Genomic DNA, 18242 nt, shown 5'->3' on the forward strand with positions numbered 1-18242 from the left:
AATCAAATGAAATAGGCGCCTGCAAGGAGGCGAACACCTATATAAAAAAGAAAAGCCTTCTAAGAAGAAGACTTTTTCTTGAACATTTTCCCCTTCTTCTTATCTTCCGAGCGCAAATTTACGCATCGCTGGATTTAGCACCTTGGTACCCAAAGTTTTTGGGTAATCCGGTTGCTGAAGGTTCATCGGGCCAGTCCCTCCGCTTCTCTTGATAAGAACGCTTTACCGTATGAAATTTTAAAACAACGGATTAATCCTAATTTAACGAATTTTATCAAAATAATCAATATAAAATTTCAATTTTGTGAACAGGGCAAAGCTAGCGAAAATTAATAAATTGTACGTCGATCGGCAAGTCGGCGCTTTTCACAGCTGCAATCACTTTTTGCAAATCGTCCTTGCTTTTGCCGCTTACCCGGACTTGGTCGTCTTGAATTTGGCTTTTTACTTTTAGCCCGGTATTTTTGATCAGCGCATTGATCTTTTTCCCGTTTTCTTTGTCAATTCCGTTGACAAGTTTGGCTCTTTGTCTGACAGTGCCTCCTGAAGCCTTTTCGATTTTCCCGTACTGAATATTCTTGGTTGCGACACCGCGTTTAATCATTTTGCTTACTAATACATCTTTTAGTTGATTCAGCTTATATTCATCGTCAGAGATTAGCACAAGCTCATCTTTTTCTAGGGATATATCGCTTTTAGATCCTTTGAAATCATATCTGTTTACAATTTCTTTTTTCGCCATTTGAATGGAATTGTTCACTTCGGCAATATCCACTTTTGAGACGATGTCAAATGAATTCTCCTTAGCCAACTTTTTACCTCCAATAACGTTATTTACATTCATTATAGTGAATGTCGTTCAGTTGAACAACTCTTTTAGGGGTTCCTCGCAAATTAAATGAAAAAACCGTTACTTAAAGCAACGGCAAGGAAATTAATATCTGCTTAAATGCAATTAAGCTAAAGATGTCGCTTTAGAACATTTAGGGGAAAGAAAGTCTTGCAAGTTTTTTACTGCTTCGAGCGAATCTTCTCCTTCAGCGCTGATGACTACATGACCTTCTAAAAAGGCGGAAAAACCGAGCATGCTTAAAACGCTTTTCGCATTTAATTGGAGCTTTTTTGTTTGGAATAAAATGTAGCTGTTAAATTTAATCGCTTCATGGACAAGGGAAATGACATATTCCGGCTCCATCTCTTTTGTAAGATACACGGAAATTTCATGTTTCTTCATTGTGCCACCTCTTGTATACTTATTTTACAATATCTTACATTAATAAAGGATAGATTCCCACATGTTTGTCATTTCCTCTTACATATAAAAAATGACCTCCGCTTTCGAATATGGAAACGTTCTGGATTTCTCTGTTTTTTAATGAAATGAATGGTCTAATCAAATTGAAAGTTATTGCCCCACCCATGTTTTATTAGACAAAAATGAAAACAAAAGCTAGAGAAAAGATGCATACTGCAAGATAAGAAAGCGTCTTTTTCTTTCAGAACGTCCGGATAGAAGAGGTGGAAGACTCGCCTTTAGAGATATTTCAAAAAAAGAAAAAGCCCGACAGGCGGGCATTATAAATGATCCGTTTTCTTTGAGTATTGCCGTTTTCCAAGCTCTCGATTTTTTTCCTTCAATAGATTTTTTTCGTGTCGTTTTGCATTGTTGTCTACAGCTTTTTTATCATTATCGCTTGTTTTGGACATTCAGGAAGCTCCTTTCAATACTGTTATATACTTATGATTTCCATGAAGCTTCTTGAATATGTTTATTTAGAAAAAATACAGCAAGGGTGCCGGGGCCAGAGTGTGCACCAATGACAGCACCGATCGTATGGATGATAATTTCTTTTGGATGAAACGTTTCTTCAATTAATTGTTTTAATTCGAGAGCTGCTTCTTCATCATCACCATGGCTGATGGCGATTGTCTGTTCATTCAATCCGTCTCCACGCTCTTCCATCAGCTCAAGAATTCTCCGGTAAAGCTTCTTTTTCCCGCGGATTTTTTCCAGCGGGATCAGCTTTCCTTCTTCGACATGCAAAAGCGGCTTGATATTTAGCAGTCCGCCAACAAACGCAGATGTTTTGCTGATTCTCCCGCCGCGAGCCAAATATTCCAGACGATCAACTGTAAAAATGTGCTCCATATGACTGCAATACTCTTTTACTGCATTTGCCATTTGTTCTAAATCAAGTCCTTGTTTTGCTAATTGAATGGTGTAGCGGACAGCAAGTCCATACCCAAGTGAAGCACATTTCGAATCGATAATTTGCAGTTTCCAATTCGGATATTTTTCAAGCAATTGCTGCTGAACCATAACGGCAGTTTGATATGTACCGGACAATTCGGAAGAAAAGGCAATATACAGCGCCGGCTGATTGTCTTTCGCCAGCTTTTCAAATTGATTGGTGATTGTTTCCGGTGATGCTTGTGATGTTTTAGCAACGTTTCCAGCTCTCATATAGTCGTAAACTTCTTTCGGTTTGATTGTCAATTGATCCTCATAGTCCTTCTCGCCAAGGTGGACACGAAGAGGGATGAAAGAAACGCCTTGATCGTTTAAAAAAGAGACAGGCAGATCACAAGCACTATCGACGATAATGTGAATATTCATTAATCACACCTACTTTTTTTCATTTACATATAGTCTATCTTGATCACAAATAGAAAACAATACAATTTGTGCAAACTGAAAATTTAAAAAAGAAGGACAAAAAATGGACGAAACAAGAGGAGCTCGTTTCGTCCATTTCATATTTATTCCTTGTTCAAAATGTGCCGTACAATCGGCATTCTGGATGGTTTTATGCCTGCTCGATTTTTTCTCGATGCAGATGCTGTACAAAGATTGGTCTGTTCAAATTCGATCTGTTCATTATAATAACAGCCCTTAAAAGGATTCGAAAATGAACGGAAGGGCATTATCCTTCGAAGCTTGCTTCGTTATTGACTCTTGCTTCTGATTCGGCAAACGTCATACGGTATGGAAACTTTTCATCATGTTTTTTGACAGCACCTTTTCCTTGCTCAATGAATCGTTTCGATTTATTCCGTTTGCCCAAGTTTGAATCCCCCTTTTGATCATTGACGAAATGAGTTCGTCAATTATAGGGTATCCCTTTTTAAACATCTAAATCCTTGTCAATTGTTGTGAGGTGTAAAAAGATAATCGAACTTTTGGACTTTTGCAAAGATTAAAGGGACAGCAATTCCTTTAAAAATTTTGCAACTCCGTCTTCTTCATTTGTCAGCGTAATTTCATCAGCAATCTCTTTGAGCGGCTCAATTCCGTTTCCCATTGCAACGCCTAATCCCGCATATTCGATCATTTCCAAATCATTGTCTTCGTCGCCAAAAGCGATAATTTGCTCTCGAGGGATATTGTAAAATTCGGCGATTTTTTGCAATCCGACTGCTTTATTAATGCCTGCTCGGATAATTTCAATAACATGCCACGGGTGAGCCCAGCTTCTGTGGTCTACAACTTCCGCATGAACTTCATTTAAATAATGGCGAATCCGCTTGACATTTTCTTCGTCTGAATGGATTAACATGCTTGTGACATCGCGATTTAAAACAGCTTTTAAGTTGCCGATTTCAATTTTCGGATTTCCTATACTGAAAATATCCAACCATTGTTCATTATGGTAATGAAAATAAACATGATCAAGCACTTCTGCTAAAATGTTATGGACTTGATGCTGTTCGGCGATTTCTACAATTTCTTTTACAACAGATACATCAAGGGTTGTATGATGAAATCCCCAGGATTCATCCAGCGGATGATGGACAAAGGCTCCGTTAAAATTGACAATCGGGGTTTTTAAATTTAATTCTTCGTAATACATTTTGCTCGAGCGGAACGGCCTTCCTGTTGAAATGCATATGATATGCCCTTCTTCTTGTGCTTTTTGCAAAACATTTTTTGTAAAAGGAGAAATCGTTTTGTCATCTTTCAGCAATGTGCCGTCTAAATCCAATGCGATTAAATGTTTTTTGGCCATAATCTCTCCTCATTTTTTGTTTTTATTTAGTGTATCTTTTTTCCATCTTTTTTGTCCACATGTTAAACTAATTTTAGCAAAAAAATAATGAAAGGAGCATCCTAATTGAAGGTCATTGTTGAGCATACGATGGCGGACAATATCCCTGTACTGCATGTATGCAAAGAAGATTTTATAAAAGATGAGCTGCCGCTTGTTGTGTTTATCCATGGATTTACGAGCGCAAAAGAGCATAATTTGCACATTGCCTATCTTTTGGCGGAAAAAGGTTTGCGAGTAGTATTGCCTGATGCGAAATTTCACGGAGAGAGGGATGAGAATCTTTCAGAGGCTGATTTAAATTTAAATTTTTGGAATATTGTTATCAGTTCTGTTAAAGAGCTCGAAAAAATAAAAAATTATTTTTTTGAAAAAGAATTGATTGACGGGAAAAATATAGGGGTAGCGGGAACTTCCATGGGCGGTGTTGCTACACTTGGAGCGCTCACTCAATATCCGTGGATCAAAGCTGCTGTCAGTTTAATGGGCAGCCCAAATTATCAGGAATTTTTCAAATATCTTGTGGACTCCTATCAAAAAGCAGGCTATACCTTTCCGTTGTCTGAAGAAGAAATTCAGCAGCAATTCGATGCGTTGTATGAGTATGATTTATCCGTACATAAAGAAGCGTTATGCAACCGCCCCCTTTTGTTTTGGCACGGGATGAAGGATCAAGTTGTACCATTCGCTCCTACTTATCAATTTTATGAAGAGATAAAGCCGTTGTATGCTGACAATCCGGAACATTTGGCATTTATTGCGGAAAAGGATGCAGGGCATAAGGTGTCTCGAAAAGGGGTGCTAGAAACGGTTGAATGGTTTGTACGGCATTTGAGGTAGAAAATTTTTAATGTGACATTAACTTCGATATAATGTAATTAACGAATATAAGAGGAGTGGATCGAAATGGATGAAGCGCTGAAGGAAAATATAATGGGTGCTCTTGAACAAGTTATTGACCCAGAACTCGGCATTGACATTGTCAATTTAGGATTAATATATGATTTGGAACTGAACGATGAAGGAGTCCTCAAAGTAACTATGACATTGACGGCAATGGGATGCCCCCTTGCTGGAACAATTGTTCAACAAGTAAAAGCTGCGCTTGACGGAATTCCAGAAATCAAAGATGTCGATGTCAACATCGTTTGGAATCCACCTTGGACGAAGGACCGCATGTCCAGATACGCAAAAATTGCCTTGGGTATTCAATAAAAACTTGTGCAGACTGGCGGAAAAGGCCAGTCTTTTTTATTATGCAAATGTTTTATCAATTTGGCTGCAAGTATCATTATGTTTTTATTTTCGTCTTTATCGCTTCTTTTGTTTATCTCTCACCATAATGGAGCTTTTATCCCGAAACATAATTTGCATTTTTTCTTCAGCATGGCATATCCGGATAATTTGCAAGGGATTCCCTGCTCTCTACTACATTAAGAATCCTTGTTTTTGAACAGAAAAATTATAAATATACAATTGATTTTATTTTTATACAGTATTATAATGGTAACTAATTTAACGGAATGAATTGAAGGTGATTGAGGTTGAATATAGGAATTATCGGGGCAACAGGATATGGCGGTGTGGAACTTTATCGAATTTTAGCCAATCATCGGTATGTCGAAAACATTCATTTATATACATCTTCAGCAGAAAAAAAGAGCTATATTGACGAATATCCGCATTTATCCCATATAAAAGAAAATGAACTAAAACCGCTAGAGCCGGATCAAATAAAAGAAGAAAATGATGTTGTTTTTCTTGCGACGCCGTCGGGGATATCGGCTTCACTGACGCCGGAATTGCTTGACGATCAATTGAAAATCATCGACTTATCAGGCGATTTAAGGTTAAAAAACAGTGATGATTATGAAAAATGGTATAAAAAAGCACCAGCGCCTGAAATGCTTTTGCAGGAAGCGGTATACGGCTTGACAGAGCTGTATCGTGAGGATATTAAGAACGCTAAAATTTTGGCGAATCCTGGATGCTATCCAACTGCAACCTTGCTTGGCCTAGCACCGCTTGTGCGGGAAAAAATCGTCAAAGAGAACTCGATCATTGTTGATGCAAAATCGGGTGTTTCAGGTGCAGGTCGAAACGCGTCGCTTGCTACAAGCTTTGTTGAAATACAAGATAATTTCAAAATTTATAAAGTACATCAGCATCAGCATATACCGGAAATTGAACAGGAGCTTCATAAGTGGGACGAGAAAGTCGGCTTCATTTCGTTCAGCACCCACTTAGTGCCGATGACAAGAGGGATTATGGCGACAATGTATATTGAATTATTAGAAGAATGGAATACTTCAAAATTAGTAGATTTATATGAATCGTTTTATAAACATTCACCATTTGTGAGAGTGCGTACAAACGGAACGTTCCCAAGCACAAAGGAAGTGTACGGCTCGAATTATTGCGATATCGGTCTTGCATTTGATCAAAGAACAAGTCGGTTGACAGTCGTATCTGTCATTGACAATTTGATGAAAGGCGCTGCAGGGCAGGCAGTGCAAAATTTCAACATTATGTCAGGATTCCAAGAAAATGAAGGACTAAACTTTTTGCCAGTATATCCATAACATCAAGGAGGACTTCTAGTGACAACCAAAATAAGAAAAATAGACAACGGTTCAATTACAACACCGAAAGGCTTTTATGCAGGCGGCTATGAAGCGCACATCCGCTACACTCATAAAAAAGACATCGGCATCATTTATAGTGACGTTTCAGCAACAGCTGCAGCCGTTTACACACAAAACGTTGTGCAAGCTGCCCCAATTTTTGTGACAAAAGAGAGCATTGCAAAGGAAAACAAAATTCAAGCGGTGATTGTCAACAGCGGCAACGCCAATGCCTGTACAGGCGAAAAAGGTTTAAGCGATGCATACGCAATGCGGAAATGGACGGCTGAAAAGCTTGGAATTGCAGATCATCTTGTGGCTGTCGCTTCAACAGGAGTAATTGGCGAATATTTAAACATGGAAAAAGTCCAAGAGGGGATCAACAATATTGAATATGAACGTTCATCAGCAGGAGCCAAAAGCTTTGCCGAGGCTATTTTGACAACAGATACGTGTGAAAAGACTGCCTGCTATCAATTTGAAATCGAGGGAAAACAGGTGACCATCGGCGGAGCAGCAAAAGGATCGGGGATGATTCATCCCAACATGGCGACAATGCTCGGGTTTTTGACGACAGATGCGAATATCGATGAAAAATCGCTGCAGCAAGCTTTCCGAGAAGTTATCGATGAAACGTTTAATCAAATAACCGTTGACGGCGATACATCAACAAATGATATGGTGCTTGTTTTAGCAAACGGAAAAGCTGAACACTCAATGCTGACGGAAGAGCATCCAGATTGGCCTGTTTTTAAAGAGGCGTTGAGAAAAGTAAGCGAAGATTTAGCAAAGCAAATTGCCAGAGACGGTGAAGGTGCGACAAAATTGATTGAAGTTTCTGTTAATGGGGCTAAATCAAAGCAGGAAGCGAACATCATGGCCAAGACGATTGTCGGATCCTCCCTCGTCAAAACTGCAATATATGGAAAAGATGCGAACTGGGGAAGAATCTTGTGCGCCGCCGGCTACAGCGGAGCGGAATTCGATCCGAATCAAATGGAAGTGTATCTCGGCCATATCTTATTATTTAAAAACGGATTGCCAGTTTCATTTTCGGAACAAGAAGCGATCCAATATTTGGATCAGGAAATCGTAGAAATCAAGGTAATGTTAAATAATGGTGAAGTACAAGGAAAAGCATGGGGATGTGATTTAACATATGAGTATGTCAAAATCAATGCAAGTTACCGGACATGATAAACCGATTGTTGTCATTAAGCTTGGCGGCAGCATGCTGGAACAGCTGTCAGAAAGCTTTTTAGACAGCATAAAAGAACTGTTAACTACGAAACGGGTCATTATCGTCCACGGTGGAGGACCGGACATTAACAATATGTTGACAAAATTAAATGTAAAAAGCGAGTTTTACAACGGCATGCGTAAAACGACAAAAGAAGTGCTTGAAATTGCAGAAATGGTCCTTTCAGGAAAAATTAACAAACAGCTTACGGCTCTGTTGACACAAAAAAGTGTGAAAGCGATCGGTCTTTCAGGCACTGATGGTCAGCTAATTGTCTCGTCATTTTTAGATGAAGAAAATCTTGGCTTTGTCGGCAAAGTCGAGCAGATTAATGATGAACTATTGCGTTCGCTGCTAATTCTTGACTATGTTCCAGTCATTGCCCCGATCGGCATAACGGCGGATGGGCAAAAATTAAATATCAACGCAGATCTGGCTGCTAGTGCAATTGCTGAAAAAATAAATGCGGAACAGCTGCTGTTTGTGACGAATGTTCCGGGAATTTTACATGACGGCAAGCTTATTGAAGAAGCAACGGAAACGATGATCGAAAAACTCATTGAACAGAAGGTTATTTACGGCGGGATGATTCCGAAAGTACAGGCGGCTTTAGATGCGCTTTCTGATCAGCTTGAGCATGTGATGATTGTGAGCGGCAACGACCGTATTTTTAAGGAAGGGAAAATGATCGGGACGAAAATTACGAAAAAACGAGAGGTCGTGGTCAAATGAGTTATTTATTTCCAACCTATGCGAAGTGGGATGTGGCGATTGAAAAAGCAGAAGGAAGCTATGCATATGATGCAAACGGAAAAAAATATTTAGATTTTATTTCCGGAATTGCTGTATGCAACCTGGGTCATTGTCCGAAGCAAGTGGCGGATGCCATCACTGAACAGCTGCAAAAGGTATGGCATACTTCTAATCTTTTTCATATCCCCCTTCAAGAAGAGGTTGCCAAGCAATTGGTGGAGCATTCAAGCGGAGATGCCGTATTTTTTGCGAACAGCGGCGCCGAAGCGAATGAAGCCGCCATTAAACTGGCTAGAAAACATACCGGCAAACATAAAATCATTACATTTTACCAGTCTTTTCACGGCAGAACATTTGCGACTATGACGGCTACTGCTCAAGAAAAAGTACATAAAGGGTTCGGTCCTCTCATTCCTACGTTCGAATATCTTCCTTACAATGATGCAGCTGCGGTGAAAAACATTCATGATGAGGATATAGCTGCTTTTATGCTGGAAGTGGTTCAGGGCGAGGGAGGAGTTATTCCTGCAACGAAGGAATTTTTACAGGCGGTAGAAGAAAAGTGCAGCGAGATCGGCGCATTATTCATCGTCGATGAGGTGCAAACTGGAATCGGACGCACCGGAAAAGCATTCGGCTACCAGCATTACGGCATTTCTCCGGATATTATCACTGTCGCCAAAGGATTGGGAAGCGGATTTCCTGTCGGAGCCATGATCGGAAAACAAGAATTGATCGAAAGTTTTTCACCGGGAACACACGGTTCAACGTTCGGCGGGAATTATTTGGCTATGGCAGCTGCGAAAGCAACTTTGGAAACTGTTTTTCAGCCAAGCTTTTTGCAAAGCGTTCAGGAAAAAGGTCAGCGGCTGTTCGAAGGTCTATCAGAACACTTGAGAGATGTGCCTACTGTAAAAAAAGTGCGGGGTAAAGGATTGCTGCTTGGAATTGAGCTGGATATTGAGGTCAATAAAGTGCTTGCTTCTTTAAGAGAAGAAGGGCTTCTAGCACTTTCAGCTGGATCCAATGTGTTACGGCTTCTTCCTCCGCTCACTGTTTCGAATGAAGAAATTGATTTAGGACTGGGCATTATTGCTTCTGTTTTGAAAAAAGAAAAAATCTTCTCTTCCTAAAAGAGGAGAATTTTCTTGCAAATTGTTGTATAAATATACATCAAAGAGGTGTTCAATATGCAAGGTTATCTTGTATTAGAAGATGGAACAGTTTTTGAAGGCAAGATGGATGAAATCGTGTCTCCTGTTAAAGGGGAACTCGTTTTTTATACAGGAATGACAGGATATCAAGAGGTGTTGACAGATCCTTCCTACAAAGATCAAATCGTCGTTTTTACGTATCCGCTTATTGGCAATTACGGCATCAATGATCAAGATTTTGAAAGCAAAAAGCCGCAGGTGAAAGGGGTCATCCTTTTTCAGCTGACTGAACACTATTCCCATTATAAAGCGAACCGTTCATTAAAAGACTATTTACAAAAATGGAATATTCCTTATTTAACAAATGTTGACACGAGAGCTGTTGTCAAACAAATCCGATCAAAAGGGACATTGCATGCGGTCATTTCAAAAGACAAACAATACGACTCTCAGGATAAGCTCTCCGATTTTCCGATTCGCGATGTTTCTGCAAGCGAAATCGAAACGTTTGGCAATGGTGCGACACACATTGCGCTAATTGATTTTGGATTTAAAAAATCGATTTTGAATTCTTTGCTGAAAAGAGGCTGTAAAGTTTCAGTCGTTCCGTTTCATCAAATGGAAAAAGTGTTTGAAATCAAGCCGCATGGCATCGTGCTGTCGAACGGACCGGGCGATCCAAAGCAAATGAAAAATTATTTTTCAACATTAAACCAATTGATGAAGCAATATCCGACGCTCGGGATTTGTTTAGGGAATCAGCTGATTGCCCTGTCGTTTGGCGGGAATACAACAAAGCTCAGATTCGGGCACCGCGGAGCAAACCATCCGGTAATTGATCAAAAAACAGGAAACGTATTTATTACATCACAAAACCACAGCTATGTGGTGGATAAAAAAAGCTTGGAAAAAACACCTCTTAAATTGCGATATACAAATGTCAATGACGGCTCAGTTGAAGGGCTTGAGCATGAAAAATTGAAAGTCATGTCTGTTCAATTTCATCCGGAAGCCCATCCAGGACCGGAAGATGCTAGTTTTATTTTTGATGAATTTTTAGACACATATGTAGCAGCAGGGAGAGAAAAAGTCTATGCCTAAAGATACATCATTAAACAAAATACTAGTGATCGGTTCAGGTCCGATCATTATCGGCCAAGCGGCGGAATTTGACTATTCTGGGACGCAGGGATGCTTGGCGTTAAAAGAAGAAGGATTTGAAGTTGTACTTGTTAACAACAATCCTGCAACGATTATGACCGATACGAAAATTGCCGATGCGGTCTATTCAGAGCCGCTTACGGTGGAAAGCATTGAAAAAATAATTGCAAAAGAACGTCCAGACGGCCTTTTGGCAACATTGGGGGGCCAGACGGCTTTAAATCTAGCTGTGGAGCTTGATCAGGCAGGGATTTTGCAAAAATACGGCTTGAAACTGCTCGGAACCTCGATCGAATCGATTCAAAAAGGGGAGGACCGGGAGCTATTTCGAAAGCTGATGATTGATTTGAACGAGCCGATCCCGGAAAGCAAAATTGTGGAGGATGTTCCGTCCGCCCTTCAATTTGCTGATGAAATTGGTTTTCCGATTATCATTCGTCCGGCTTATACGCTTGGCGGCAAAGGCGGAGGCATCGCCTACAACCGAGAAGAGTTTATTTCCATTGTCACAAATGGACTTAAAATGAGCCCAATCAATCAAGTGCTTGTGGAAAGAAGCATTGCCGGATTTAAGGAAATCGAATATGAAGTGATGCGCGATGCAAAAGGTACTTGTATTACCGTCTGCAATATGGAAAACATTGATCCAGTCGGAATTCATACCGGGGATTCGATCGTTGTTGCCCCATCTCAAACATTAACAGATGAAGAATATCAAATGCTCCGGCAGGCGGCTTTGAAAATCATCGATGCATTAAAGGTGGTCGGGGGCTGCAACATTCAGTTTGCACTTGACCCTGAAAGCAAGCAATATTACGTGATTGAGGTCAACCCTAGGGTAAGTCGCTCTTCCGCACTTGCTTCGAAAGCGACCGGTTACCCAATTGCCAGAATGGCTGCAAAGCTAGCTGTTGGCTACTCATTAGCGGAGCTGAAGAACCCGTTAACGATGTCGACATATGCCAGCTTTGAACCTGCACTTGACTATGTAGTTGTCAAATTTCCGCGCTGGCCGTTTGATAAATTTACAAAAGCAGATCGGAAGCTTGGAACAAAGATGAAAGCAACCGGCGAAGTGATGGCGATCGAACGGACGATGGAAGCCGCTCTGCAAAAAGCTGCGGAATCGTTGGAATTAAATAATATCGGCATTTATTTGCCTAAGCTTGTGAAAGAAGATACGTCAGCTCTTATTAACCGCCTCCAGCATGCAGATGATGAACGCTTTTTCATCTTAATGGAGCTGTTAAGAAGAGGAGTTTCTATAGATGAGCTTCACAGCCAGACAAAAATTGACTATTATTTCTTGCATGTTTTCAACCATCTAATTGAACTTGAAGGAAAAGCGAAAAAAGAAAAGCTGTCTCCAAGCCTTTTAAAAGAACTGAAATTTTTCGGTTTTTCCGACCGTTCGATTTCATATTGGCAAAAGACAGAAGAAAAAGAAATCCGAAAGCTCCGTAAAGAGTGGGGGATTAAAGCCATATTCAAAATGGTTGATACATGTGCAGCAGAATTTGAAGCGAGAACAAATTATTTCTATTCTACGTACGTTTTCGGTGAAAACGAAGCTGTCTCCACAAGAGGAAAGAAGAAGGCGCTTGTCATTGGTTCCGGCCCGATTCGCATCGGACAGGGAGTTGAGTTTGACTACAGTGCTGTTCACTGCATTCAAACATTGCAAAAGCTTGGATATGACGCGATCATGATCAACAATAATCCTGAGACGGTCAGCACTGATTATGAAACAGCGGATCGATTATATTTTGAGCCGTTAACAGTCGAGCATATATTAAATGTTGTTGAAAATGAAAACATTGACGTAACGCTCGTCCAATTTGGCGGCCAGACGGCGATCAACTTAGCGGAGAAGCTTGAAAAAGCAGGCGTGAAGCTGCTTGGTACAACTTCTGAGCTTCTGGACATATTGGAGGATCGAGAAAGATTTTATCAGCTATTAGACGAAACGAATATCCCGCACATTCAAGGAGCAATGGCACATACAAAAGAGGAGGCGATATCGGAAGCGAAAAAGCTGCGGTATCCGATCCTGTTAAGACCTTCATATGTTATTGGCGGAAAAGGCATGGTGAAGGTAAAAAATCAAGAAGAGCTGCTTTCGTTAGTGGAGCAGACGGACGAAAATCATTTTCCTCTTCTTTTAGATGAATTCCTTTTTGGTCAGGAAGCGGAGGTTGATTTAATAGCTGACGGGAAAAATGTGTTTATTCCGGGATTTATGGAGCATATCGAGCCCGCTGGTGTTCATTCTGGCGATAGTTATGCGATTTTTCCAGCTGTGTCGTTGTCAAAAGAAATAAAAGAAAAAATGACCGACTATGCGGAAAGAATGGTTCAACATTTGCAATATAAAGGCATTATGAACATTCAATTTTTAATTGATGGTCAGGACGTTTATGTGCTGGAAGTGAATCCGCGTGCGAGCCGGACTGTGCCGATCGTCAGCAAAGTTGCCGGAGTGCCGTTAGTAGATCTTGCGACAACCATTTTAACCGGAAAAATGTTAACTGACTTACATCCTCAAATAGCAGCCCATGAATATGTGGCTATTAAATATCCGGTATTTTCAACGCACGCCCATTCAGATGTCGATATGAAACTAGGTCCGGAAATGAAATCGACGGGCGAAGGAATGTGTGTCGGCAAATCTGTGGAGGAAGCGATGCGGAAGGTATTCGATCATTTATTTCCAATTCATTCGGACGGTATTTTTGTGGATGGAGATAAGAAAGATGATGTACTCGATTATATAAAACCGGTAACGGATAATTTTGAAAGTTGGCTTGAGAAAAAAGAAGCGGTGCTTTATTATAATCCGGAAGAAAACGATCAGGCAAAGGCAAGACGACAAAAAGCGCTTGAACGAGGAATTATGGTATTGACGGAAGAAGCATCATTTCAGGCATTTTTAAGTGCACTAACAGTTAGCAAATACACGCCTATTTCTTTACATGAACTGTCAGATAAAGGAGTCGAAATGAGTTTATGAGCACACTTAAAGGTCGTAACGTTTTAAAGCTGCTTGATTTTACATCAGAAGAAATTCAATATTTGCTCGAGGAAGCATTGAAATTAAAGCAAAATCCGCTATCAAACGTCCTTCATGGGAAAACGCTGGCGATGATTTTCGAAAAATCATCCACTCGAACTCGTGTCTCCTTTGAAGTAGGAATGCTGCAATTAGGGGGACATGCGCTTGCCCTTTCTTCAAAAGAGCTTCAGCTCGGGCGCGGTGAGACAATCGCTGATACAGCGAGAGTATTGTCGCGATATGTGGATGCCATTCTTCTCCGCACAACTGACCACAATCGGGTCAAAGAGCTTGCCGAATATGCAACTGTCCCTGTCATCAATGGTTTGTGCGACTTGTACCATCCTTGCCAAGCGTTAGCTGATTTATTGACAATTTATGAGCTGAAAGGCAAATTTTCAGGCGTAAAAGTCGTTTATGTTGGCGACGGCAACAATGTCGCCCACTCCCTTATGGTTGGCTGCGCAAAAGTTGGCGCTCATTTTACGATCGCAGCTCCAGAAGGCTATGAGCCAAATGAAAGCATTTTGAAACAGGCGAAAGAAATTGCTGGCGAAACGGGCGGGAAAGTCGAATTAATTCATAATCCAGACGAAGCGGTTCAGGATGCTGATATTATTTATACGGACGTTTGGGTCAGCATGGGACAGGAAGAAGAAACAGAAGCAAGAATGAAAGCATTTAAACCGTTTCAAGTAAATCAATCCTTGCTGGCAAAAGCAAAACGAGATGCAAGCTTCCTTCACTGCCTGCCGGCTGCGCGCGGTTTGGAAGTGACAGATGAAGTGATGGACGGAAGCCAATCAGCGGTATTTTTGCAGGCCGAAAACCGCCTTCATGCGCAAAAAGCAATTTTAAAAGAAATTATGGCTTAACAAGATCTTTCGTTGATAAAGCAGGATGATCTCCTGCTTTTTTCTTTTGAAACCGGGGCGAAAGGTTTTACTCTACTGCATATATATCCAGACAAAAAAGAACGACAGGTGAGACGATTTTGGTAATAATTGTAAATAATGATTCTCGCAGAAACAGTAAAAAGAGCTTTTGATCCAGCATTCGGTGCTTGAACGCTTAAACGATTTTTTCAAAAGGATGCCATATGCAGTGAGTTCGATTTTGGGCGTTGAGTAAAGTTTCGAAGTACATCACATAATGAAAATTATCAAAGGTGTTTCTGTCTATACATGAAAAATCTTCTGATAGCCAACAATAATGTCCAAGGAGGGATGATTCATGGGTCAAAATCGTCAATACAGGCCTGGTCAAAAAGCACCTAACAACGGAATTTACATCGAAGTCGGCGAGACCGGATCGATGGTGGTCGATCCCAAAAAGGTTGAACTCAAAGCAGGAGATCGATTCCCCGAAACATCCAACCATAATCGGGTTTGGACCTATAAGCGCAAGCCGTAATATTTCGAACAACGCTAAGCCATTCGGAAAACGAATGGCTTTACTTGATTTATAAAGAAGTTATAATAAAATTAAAGGTCAAAAAAAGTCAAAATAGGGGCGTTTCGGTATGGATGTAAATCAATTCACGGAGAAGCTGCAAAAAGGTCTGGTAGAAGCTCAAAAAATCGCAAAAGAACATGAACATCAAGAAGTGGATGAATTTCATATTTTACTTGCTTTTCTGCGGCAGTCTGACGGGATTTTTCCAAGAATTTTAGAAAAACTTAAATGTCCTGTACAACAAATTGAGTCAGCGATCAACGAGTATTTACAAAAAAAGCCGAAAATATCTGTTCACGGAAACGGTGAGGTAAGTATTTATATTTCCCGTACTCTTTCAGAAGCTTTTGCAAAAGCGGACGAAATAAGGAAAGATTTTCAAGATGATTATTTATCAGTTGAACATATTATATTGGCATTTTCCGAATCGAGCTCAAAAGAAGTGAGAGAGCTTTTTCAGCAATATCACTTAACAAAAGCTGCCATATTGAAAGTGTTAAAGGAAATAAGGGGGAATGCTCGGGTGACATCACCTAATCCAGAAAGCACTTATGAAGTATTGGAGAAATACGGCCGTGATTTAGTTAAAGAGGTGAAAGAAGGAAAAATTGACCCTGTCATTGGCCGTGATCAAGAAATTCGGCGCGTGATCCGAATTTTATCAAGAAAAACGAAAAACAACCCGGTGTTAATCGGTGAACCAGGGGTTGGAAAAACAGCGATCGTGGAAGGATTAGCCCATCGGATTGTACGAAAAGATGTACCGGAGGGATTAAAAGATAAAACAATATTTGCTTTAGATATGAGCTCGCTCATTGCGGGAGCCAAGTTTCGCGGAGAATTTGAAGAAAGATTAAAAGCTGTTTTGCAAGAAATTAAAAAGAGCGATGGACGGATTATTTTATTTATTGATGAATTGCACACAATAGTCGGGGCCGGCAAAACAGAAGGAGCGATGGATGCCGGCAACATGTTAAAGCCGATGCTTGCGAGAGGTGAGCTGCACTGCATAGGAGCAACGACACTTGATGAACATCGCAAGTATATTGAAAAAGATCCGGCGCTTGAGCGGCGTTTTCAACAGGTGCTTGTGAGCGAACCGTCTGTGGAAGACACGATTTCTATTTTACGAGGACTAAAAGAACGGTTTGAAATCCATCATGGAGTCAAAATTCATGATTCGGCGATTGTAGCTGCGAGTGAGCTCTCGCACCGCTATATTACAGAACGCTTCCTGCCTGATAAAGCGATTGATTTAATCGATGAAGCATGCGCGATGATCCGCACGGAAATAGATTCAATGCCGACAGAACTTGATGAAGTGACGAGAAGGATTATGCAGCTTGAAATTGAAGAGGCTGCATTGAAAAAAGAAACGGATGACATCAGCCGAATCAGATTGGAAGAGTTGCAAAAGGAACTTGCAAATTTAAAAGAGAAAGCAAATGAAATGAAGGCGAAATGGCAGCTTGAAGTCGAAGGTATTCAACAGCTTAGAAGCTTGAGGGAAGAGCTGGAAAAAGCACGCAGAGATTTAGCTGATGCTGAAAATGAATACGATTTAAACAAAGCGGCTGAGCTGCGCCATGGAAAAATTCCGGCGCTGGAAAAACAAATCAAACAGCTGGAAGAAGAAATGAAGCAGAAAGAGGAAAACAAGATGCTTCGCGAGGAAGTAACAGAAGAGGAAATTGCCGGTATTGTGTCAAAATGGACTGGCATTCCGGTAGCAAAGCTTGTACAAGGGGAAAGAGAAAAGCTTCTGAAGCTTGAACAAATATTAAAAGAAAGGGTCATCGGGCAAGACGATGCAGTTGAATTAGTATCGGATGCAGTTTTGCGTGCGCGGGCAGGCATAAAAGATCCGAACAGGCCGATCGGCTCCTTCCTCTTTTTAGGTCCGACAGGGGTCGGGAAAACGGAGCTGGCGAAAGCATTGGCAGAAGCGCTTTTTGACAGCGAGGACGAAATAGTCCGCATTGATATGTCGGAGTATATGGAAAAACATTCTGTCTCAAGGCTGATCGGCGCACCTCCGGGTTATGTCGGATATGAAGAAGGAGGACAGCTGACGGAAAAAGTTCGGAGACATCCGTACTCGGTTATATTACTGGACGAAATCGAAAAGGCTCACCCAGAAGTGTTTAACATATTGCTGCAAATGCTTGATGACGGCAGGGTGACCGATTCGAAAGGAAGAACAGTTGATTTTAAAAATACAGTGATCATTATGACATCCAACATCGGTTCTCAGCATTTGCTCTCCGGTTTAAATGATGAGGGGGAAATAACAGACGAAGCGAAAAAGAAAGTTCTTGATGAGCTTTCCATGCATTTCCGGCCAGAATTTTTAAACCGGATTGATGACACGATCCTGTTCAAGCCTTTAACAATGAACGAAGTAAAGGGAATAGTAGAAAAACTTTTAAAAGAGCTTCAAGCGCGCCTATCCCATAAACAACTTACACTAAAGATTACAGATGAAGCGAAGGAATTCATTGCAAAAAGAGGATTTGATCCTGTATTTGGCGCACGGCCGCTGAAACGGTTTATTCAAAAGCATGTAGAGACAAAACTTGCGAAAGCGGTTATTGCTGGAACCGTTCATGATCGTGACCAAGTTCTGTTAGGGGTAGAAAATGAAGAAATTGTTATAAAAACGGATTTGCATGCTCATGAGAAGAGCGGAGCAGCAAAATTAGAATAGCTATAAATGGATATTAAAACCCTTCTCAATCGAGGAGGGTTCTTTTTTTT

17 protein-coding genes and 1 riboswitch are annotated in these 18242 nt (G+C 40.7%); of the genes, 11 read left to right on the forward strand and 6 right to left on the reverse strand.

The window, feature by feature from the left end:
* Positions 1–96 precede the first annotated feature (96 nt).
* A riboswitch (SAM riboswitch) is annotated at positions 97–218 on the reverse strand.
* A 101-nt stretch (positions 219–319) separates the two neighbouring features.
* The 6 genes from NSQ84_RS05065 to NSQ84_RS05090 all read right to left on the reverse strand — a co-directional run bounded on the left by NSQ84_RS05065 (position 320) and on the right by NSQ84_RS05090 (position 4007).
* Complete coding sequence (locus NSQ84_RS05065; protein WP_063387028.1) at positions 320–811, reverse strand: YajQ family cyclic di-GMP-binding protein; 492 nt, start codon at positions 809–811, stop codon at positions 320–322.
* Positions 812–955: 144 nt separating this feature from the next.
* The gene (locus tag NSQ84_RS05070) at positions 956–1234 is read right to left on the reverse strand and encodes an HPr family phosphocarrier protein (RefSeq protein WP_063387027.1); all 279 of its coding nucleotides are present in this window, start codon (positions 1232–1234) and stop codon (positions 956–958) included.
* A 341-nt stretch (positions 1235–1575) separates the two neighbouring features.
* Positions 1576–1707 carry a DUF3941 domain-containing protein gene (locus NSQ84_RS05075; RefSeq protein WP_082829462.1) on the reverse strand — a complete coding sequence of 44 codons (132 nt, stop codon included), beginning with the start codon at positions 1705–1707 and terminating at the stop codon, positions 1576–1578.
* A 31-nt stretch (positions 1708–1738) separates the two neighbouring features.
* On the reverse strand, positions 1739–2617 hold the full coding sequence (locus tag NSQ84_RS05080) for a DegV family protein (RefSeq protein ID WP_339212296.1): 879 nt from the start codon (positions 2615–2617) through the stop codon (positions 1739–1741).
* A 307-nt stretch (positions 2618–2924) separates the two neighbouring features.
* Positions 2925–3065 (reverse strand): hypothetical protein, encoded by a 141-nt coding sequence (locus tag NSQ84_RS05085; protein ID WP_063387024.1) that lies wholly within the window; start codon positions 3063–3065, stop codon positions 2925–2927.
* A 132-nt stretch (positions 3066–3197) separates the two neighbouring features.
* Positions 3198–4007 (reverse strand): Cof-type HAD-IIB family hydrolase, encoded by an 810-nt coding sequence (locus NSQ84_RS05090; protein WP_066248385.1) that lies wholly within the window; start codon positions 4005–4007, stop codon positions 3198–3200.
* A 129-nt stretch (positions 4008–4136) separates the two neighbouring features.
* On the opposite strand from NSQ84_RS05090, the gene NSQ84_RS05095 reads away from it, so the two are divergent.
* From NSQ84_RS05095 to clpB, 11 genes are all read left to right on the forward strand, one after another.
* Positions 4137–4886: an alpha/beta fold hydrolase gene (locus tag NSQ84_RS05095; RefSeq protein WP_066248429.1), complete on the forward strand. Its 750-nt coding sequence runs from the start codon at positions 4137–4139 to the stop codon at positions 4884–4886.
* Positions 4887–4952: 66 nt separating this feature from the next.
* Positions 4953–5261 (forward strand): metal-sulfur cluster assembly factor, encoded by a 309-nt coding sequence (locus NSQ84_RS05100; protein ID WP_063387022.1) that lies wholly within the window; start codon positions 4953–4955, stop codon positions 5259–5261.
* A 329-nt stretch (positions 5262–5590) separates the two neighbouring features.
* Positions 5591–6628, forward strand: a complete 1038-nt coding sequence (gene argC, locus NSQ84_RS05105; protein ID WP_063387021.1) for an N-acetyl-gamma-glutamyl-phosphate reductase — start codon at positions 5591–5593, stop codon at positions 6626–6628.
* Between the two features lie 18 nt (positions 6629–6646).
* A complete protein-coding gene (gene argJ / locus NSQ84_RS05110) occupies positions 6647–7867 on the forward strand; it encodes a bifunctional ornithine acetyltransferase/N-acetylglutamate synthase (protein WP_311067033.1) in 1221 nt (406 codons plus the stop codon).
* A complete protein-coding gene (gene argB, locus NSQ84_RS05115; protein WP_242009260.1) occupies positions 7830–8642 on the forward strand; it encodes an acetylglutamate kinase in 813 nt (270 codons plus the stop codon). The genes argJ and argB overlap by 38 nt, the downstream gene beginning before the upstream one ends.
* The gene (locus NSQ84_RS05120; protein ID WP_311067034.1) at positions 8639–9796 is read left to right on the forward strand and encodes an acetylornithine transaminase; all 1158 of its coding nucleotides are present in this window, start codon (positions 8639–8641) and stop codon (positions 9794–9796) included. Before argB ends, NSQ84_RS05120 begins: the two co-directional genes overlap by 4 nt.
* A gap of 57 nt (positions 9797–9853) precedes the next feature.
* On the forward strand, positions 9854–10918 hold the full coding sequence (locus NSQ84_RS05125; RefSeq protein WP_063387018.1) for a carbamoyl phosphate synthase small subunit: 1065 nt from the start codon (positions 9854–9856) through the stop codon (positions 10916–10918).
* Positions 10911–13988 (forward strand): carbamoyl phosphate synthase large subunit, encoded by a 3078-nt coding sequence (locus NSQ84_RS05130; protein WP_144596630.1) that lies wholly within the window; start codon positions 10911–10913, stop codon positions 13986–13988. Before NSQ84_RS05125 ends, NSQ84_RS05130 begins: the two co-directional genes overlap by 8 nt.
* Positions 13985–14905, forward strand: coding sequence for an ornithine carbamoyltransferase (gene argF / locus NSQ84_RS05135; protein WP_066248375.1), 921 nt, complete (start codon positions 13985–13987; stop codon positions 14903–14905). The genes NSQ84_RS05130 and argF overlap by 4 nt, the downstream gene beginning before the upstream one ends.
* Positions 14906–15263: 358 nt before the next feature.
* Positions 15264–15443, forward strand: a complete 180-nt coding sequence (locus NSQ84_RS05140) for a YjzC family protein (protein ID WP_339212298.1) — start codon at positions 15264–15266, stop codon at positions 15441–15443.
* Positions 15444–15552: 109 nt separating this feature from the next.
* Positions 15553–18192, forward strand: coding sequence for an ATP-dependent chaperone ClpB (gene clpB / locus NSQ84_RS05145; RefSeq protein WP_339212300.1), 2640 nt, complete (start codon positions 15553–15555; stop codon positions 18190–18192).
* Positions 18193–18242 lie beyond the last annotated feature (50 nt).

It is taken from the genome of Aeribacillus sp. FSL K6-3256 (assembly GCF_037965805.1).
Classification (GTDB): Bacteria; Bacillota; Bacilli; order Bacillales; family Aeribacillaceae; genus Aeribacillus; species Aeribacillus composti.

Bases quoted from the DNA above. Each gene is read 5' to 3' on its own strand.
- NSQ84_RS05070 (WP_063387027.1), bottom strand. From the start codon at position 1,234: ATGAAGAAACATGAAATTTCCGTGTATCTTACAAAAGAGATGGAGCCG.
- NSQ84_RS05075 (WP_082829462.1), bottom strand. From the start codon at position 1,707: ATGTCCAAAACAAGCGATAATGATAAAAAAGCTGTAGACAACAATGCA.
- NSQ84_RS05080 (WP_339212296.1), bottom strand. From the start codon at position 2,617: ATGAATATTCACATTATCGTCGATAGTGCTTGTGATCTGCCTGTCTCT.
- NSQ84_RS05090 (WP_066248385.1), bottom strand. From the start codon at position 4,007: ATGGCCAAAAAACATTTAATCGCATTGGATTTAGACGGCACATTGCTG.
- NSQ84_RS05095 (WP_066248429.1), top strand. From the start codon at position 4,137: ATGGCGGACAATATCCCTGTACTGCATGTATGCAAAGAAGATTTTATA.
- NSQ84_RS05100 (WP_063387022.1), top strand. From the start codon at position 4,953: ATGGATGAAGCGCTGAAGGAAAATATAATGGGTGCTCTTGAACAAGTT.
- argB (WP_242009260.1), top strand. From the start codon at position 7,830: ATGAGTATGTCAAAATCAATGCAAGTTACCGGACATGATAAACCGATT.
- NSQ84_RS05120 (WP_311067034.1), top strand. From the start codon at position 8,639: ATGAGTTATTTATTTCCAACCTATGCGAAGTGGGATGTGGCGATTGAA.
- NSQ84_RS05125 (WP_063387018.1), top strand. From the start codon at position 9,854: ATGCAAGGTTATCTTGTATTAGAAGATGGAACAGTTTTTGAAGGCAAG.
- NSQ84_RS05130 (WP_144596630.1), top strand. From the start codon at position 10,911: ATGCCTAAAGATACATCATTAAACAAAATACTAGTGATCGGTTCAGGT.
- argF (WP_066248375.1), top strand. From the start codon at position 13,985: ATGAGCACACTTAAAGGTCGTAACGTTTTAAAGCTGCTTGATTTTACA.
- NSQ84_RS05140 (WP_339212298.1), top strand. From the start codon at position 15,264: ATGGGTCAAAATCGTCAATACAGGCCTGGTCAAAAAGCACCTAACAAC.
- clpB (WP_339212300.1), top strand. From the start codon at position 15,553: ATGGATGTAAATCAATTCACGGAGAAGCTGCAAAAAGGTCTGGTAGAA.